General features: G+C 35.3%; 2 protein-coding genes. Both read right to left on the bottom strand.

Going from position 1 to position 5,144, the window contains the following annotated elements; all coding sequences use genetic code 11:
• Positions 1 to 1,916 precede the first annotated feature (1,916 nt).
• A complete protein-coding gene (locus B4H69_RS08600) occupies positions 1,917 to 3,200 on the bottom strand; it encodes an HlyD family secretion protein (protein ID WP_070563590.1) in 1,284 nt (427 codons plus the stop codon).
• 6 nt (positions 3,201 to 3,206) lie between these two features.
• Positions 3,207 to 5,144: peptidase domain-containing ABC transporter (locus B4H69_RS08595; RefSeq protein WP_291093536.1), on the bottom strand; the 1,938-nt coding region annotated here is incomplete at its 5' end.

The raw sequence follows: 5,144 nt of genomic DNA, 5'->3' as shown, positions 1-5,144 counted from the left end.
ACGTTTAGGACGCAAGTGATTATAAATATATATATATATATAAATTCCATGAAAGTTACTGTCAATCCCCATATATATTTCGCGGTCAAACCGACACTGATGATCTCAAGATTGTTCATACCGGAATGTTTTCGCTGTAGCGATAATAACCGCTCTGTAAATATATTTCTCAAAACTTCCAATATTCTTTAGTAATTTGCTCTAAAGTTGTTCATTAAAATCCTTTTGTCATGTCAATTTACTGATTATCAGAACAATGAACATATTTTTATATGATATTTTTAATCCTAAGTTATAACCCACAACAGGTTATACTCAAGAAAATAAAAATATTGACATTAACATCTAAGAACAAGACTATCTGTATACAACAAATGCAAAATTATTATGAATTTACAAATATCAAGAATAAAGACTTACATAATTAATCTTAAAGAAAGATGCGACCGTTTACATCATATCAAACAAGAATTCGAAAATCGACAAGAATTTGAGCTTACTTATATAGAGGGAATTAAACATGCTGTTGGCTCTATTGGGCTTATGGAATCTTTTAAGGAGTGTATTAAAGATGCAAAGGCTAAAGGTTTGCCAGTAGTTTTAATATGTGAAGATGACCATACGTTTACAACTGCCTATACATGGGAAAAATTGAAAGCATACATATTATCCGGAATATATGACCATTTTGATATTCTTTTAGGAGGTGTAAGTGGATTTCAAAATGCAATACCTTATAACGAAAACACATTTTGGGTAGAGAACTTTAGTGGTGCTCAATTTACTATTGTATTTAATAAATTCTTTGATAAATTTCTAGAGATTGACCTTACACCTACACAACATATGGATATCGAATTAAAAAACTACACGGATAATATTTTTGCAATATTTCCACAAATTTCTATTCAGAAAACCTTCGGGTACTCTGACGTAACAATGAAAAATAACACAATAAACGTTGAAACCTATTTTAAAACTTCAGAAGAGCGATTTAAAAAAATTCTAATTATAGAAGGCTATTATAGAAGATTAAATAACCAATGTATGGAAGAAGATTTAGATTTTAGTATCCCAACCTATATCATGCCATTACAAACTCTATATGATAATGAACGATTAAAAGCAGAGTTTAAAGACAAGAATGAGTACAATTTAAAATTTGTTCCACTTGTTAAAGTANNACCTATTGATCGATTAAATACATTGAAAAACATTGTTAGGGAGGCACAAATCGCGGACGAAGATTTTATTCTTGTGTGTGATGACAAGCATACTTTTACTAGTGATTACAGTTTCTCTGAGTTTAAAAAAGCAATTATAAAAGCGTATTATCTTAATACTAAAATGTTGTTGTGTGGATTTTTGGGAGAAGGGAATAACATCTTATTTTTAAACAGTAGTCTTTTTTGGTTAGATAGTTTTTCAAAATCATCCTTTTTAGTATTATATAAAAGCATTTATCAGAATATATTAGACCTCGTTCCTGATAATACTCTAAGTTATGAAGACCAACTTTCCTCTATAACTAGCAATAAACTCTGCTTATTTCCAATTATATCGGCTTCTCGAAAAGATAGCGATATAGAAAATCAAATACTTACGCACTATGATCCATGGAATCCCACCTACCAATTGAATAAGGAAAGAATAGAAAAATTATTAAAAAAAAGTAAAATACTAGGCATGATTTGATCTCTCGCCAAAAAACTGGAGGATTTAAATATAGAGAATTGGCGATAAATTACTAATTTTTAAAAGGGAGGAAAACCAATGAAAAACTACGGGGAAGGGTTCCCAGCCGTTACCGCGCCGCCGCACATCATTCCTACAAGTCTACTTCTTCCAATTTACTGAATGATAGGGTATCGACGTTATCGCTGATGCATTATAATGTTCATTTGCAACTTAAAAGTTTATCGATTAAATATCAAACTCTTTGTCAAATTATTCAATATCCGTCTAAAAATAGATTTATCTTCTGTAATAATCATACCATCGCCAAATAATCCAGGCTTAAGTTGGATCAATGGATTAAAACCCGCAGTGTCAAGACTAATGGTCGTAAAGAACACACTATCTCGAATCGGAATATCTGAAATATATTTCACTTTTCCATTTAGATAACCATATTCTTCAGAGGGATAGCCGTTCACTTTAATCAATACTTTTTGACCTTTCTTTACCTTAGCCGAAGCAAGCTGAGGCAATAATATTTCTCCATAATATTTCTCGCTTTTAGGATTGATATAAAATAATTTTTGTCCAATTGCAACCTGCTGGTTGATCTGTAAGAATTCGCCATAAATCAATTTTCCACCAACCGGGCTAGTCATGACATATTGTTTTTTCCAATTTTCAGCTTCGCTGATAAAGCTGTTTAAGGCTTGTATAAATTTTTTTTGTTCTTCCCCAATCTGGTTTTCAATCTCCGCCAGTTCTTTATTCTTAGACAAGATATTTACTTCATAACTGATCAAGTTATTTTCCATTTGTGGAATCATCTGACGCTTAGCGAGCAATAAGGATTCTTTTTGCTGCAGTTCGAACGGACTAATCACTTTCTTTTCCGCCAATAGCTGGTACTTTTCATACTCCTGTTCAGCCAGTTCAAGTTGCTTCTTCTGTAATTCAAAAGACTGATTATTCTTTTTATATTGTTCTTTGAGATTTGTAACTTCCTGATTAATTACAGACTTGCGCTTTTGATAGATCCCATGGTCACGCACTGAAATATAGCTCAAGTAAGAAAGATAAAAGTTCTGATAGGCTCCTTGCAGTTCTCCGAGATTGAGATTTTTCGGCTCGATCAATGCTTCCAAATTGTAAGTGGTGTTAGGATCCTGGCGTATCTGTTGCAATTTATCCAAAAGAATAATAATCTGATCGTGATCTGCAGTACTTTCGAGATAAGCCAATGGACTGCCAGCTTCTAGCCACTCGCCATCTTTCTTTAAAAGTTTAACTAAACTTCCGTTAACTTTAGCGGCAAGAACTTTCGGGGCATCCATTGTATTAAACCTGACCTTACTATCGACAGTTTCTGGATAGCGTATAAAAACAGACATACCCAAAATAATTAATACGGTCAACAGGATAAATGTGATTCCTCTTCTTAAAAGCCAGGAAGGTGGTTTTGCAATAATATCCTGTAAATCCTCTGAATGGATGTCTGATTCTATAATTGAAGATTCTTTCATAGCTGTTTAATCCCCCAATTCCAATTGGTTTCTTACTAACTCGAAATATTTCCCTTTTGACGCCGTGAGGTCCGCGTGTGTACCTTGTTCAACAACATTTCCCTTTTCCAATACAATAATATTATCAGCATTTTTTACTGTACTAAGTCTATGTGCCACGACAATAACCGTCCTTTCTTGAAAGAAGCGATTAAGTTTCTCTATAATAACTTTCTCATTGTTAGCGTCAAGGGAATTAGTCGCTTCATCTAAAAATATAAACTCCGGCTCTTTAAACACTGCTCTGGCAATCATCAGTCGCTGCCGCTGCCCTTGGCTCACACCTTTGCCAGCGGTACCGATTTTTGTTGCCAAACCAAACGGCTGCTCTGCAATAAATTCATTTAGATTGGAAATCTCGATAGCGTTTTCCAATCTTTTTCTATCCGGGAACTCTTCATTGACAGTAATATTACGTTCTATAGTATCGGCATACACATAATTGTCTTGTAATACCGCACCACATTTGTCTCTCCATAGAGAGAAGTCAAACTGTTCCAATCGCTTTCCCCCGATCAGAACTTCTCCCTCTTCATATTCATAAAATCTTAGTAGTAATTTAAGAATCGTTGTTTTCCCGCTACCACTAGTACCCACAATTGCGGTAGTTTTTCCAGCAGGAAAATGTAAGTTCAACCGGCTGAAAATAGGTTCATTTCCCGCTCCGTAGTAACGAAAAGTTAGGTTACGGATCTCAATATCCTTATTTGCTGGCAAGCTGTTCAAATAGTACTTTTTCACATCTTCTTCGTCTTCGGTCTCATAAATTTCGTTGAGCCGTTCCATGCTAATCTTGGCATCCTGATAAGATTGCATAAAGCCGAGCAGCGACTCTACCGGGCTACTGACCATCCCGACGATATACTGAACGGCCATCATCCCTCCAAGAGTCATGTGGCCATCTATAACTGCCTTCGCACTGATAAAGGTGATAATTATACCTTTGATTTGATTAATAGCCATAGAACCAATGGATTGGTATTGAGACAGTGCCAAGCTTTTTACTTTAAATTTAAAAAGCTTGGCTTGCAGGGCCTCCCAGCCCCAACGCCTTTGCTTCTGTGCATTGTTGAGTTTTATATCTTTGATACTCTGAATCATCTCGACCATATAGGTCTGGTTTTCGGAAGATATTTTAAATCGCTTATTGTCCAGTTCACGTCTATACTTCATAAAAAATAAGATCCATAAGGTATAGAGCACCGTCGCTGCAAAGAATACCAAGAATATGATTTTGTTATAAACAATGAGAAGAGCACCGAAGAACAGCATATTAATTATGGAAAACAGTGTGTTTAACGTGTTACCCGTTAGGAAAGTTTCAATCCGCTGCTGATCGGCCATACGCTGCATCAGATCTCCATGTGTTTTTATATCAAAGAAATTCATCGGTAACTTCATGATTTTGATCAAGAGATCAGTCAGAATGGAGATATTGACCCGCGTGCTGATGTGAAGCAAAATCCAGGATCGGATAAATGATACAGCGGTACTCCCAACAAACAACATTAATTGGGCAATCAGGATTAGATTGATAAAACTGATATTTTTGATATTGATTCCGATATCAACCACAGATTGTGTGAGAAATGGGGTAATCAACTGTAAAATAGTCCCCAGTACCATCCCTAGTATCAATTGGGTAAAAAGACGTTTATATTTATAGAAATATTTAAACATCTTTCCCCATTTTAGAGATGTGTCGGGCTCCTCCTCCTCTAGCTGATAAAATTCCGGACCTGGACTCAGGATCAATGAGAGCCCTGAATGTAGTTCCTTTGCCGAGTACCAGTTTTTCCCAAACTCCTTACTGTCATAGGTCACATGTCCGAGCGCGGGATCAGATATGTAATATTTATCCTTTTTTACCTTATATAGTACAACAAAATGATTCTGATTCCAATG

The sequence above is a fragment of the Empedobacter sp. UBA6745 genome (assembly GCF_002453775.1).
Classification (GTDB): Bacteria; Bacteroidota; Bacteroidia; order Flavobacteriales; family Weeksellaceae; genus Empedobacter; species Empedobacter falsenii_C.
This window is presented reverse-complemented; position numbering and strand designations above follow the sequence as displayed.

What these genes read in the sequence shown, in the direction of transcription:
- B4H69_RS08600 (WP_070563590.1), bottom strand. Translation starts at nt 3,200, where the DNA reads ATGAAAGAATCTTCAATTATAGAATCAGACATCCATTCAGAGGATTTA.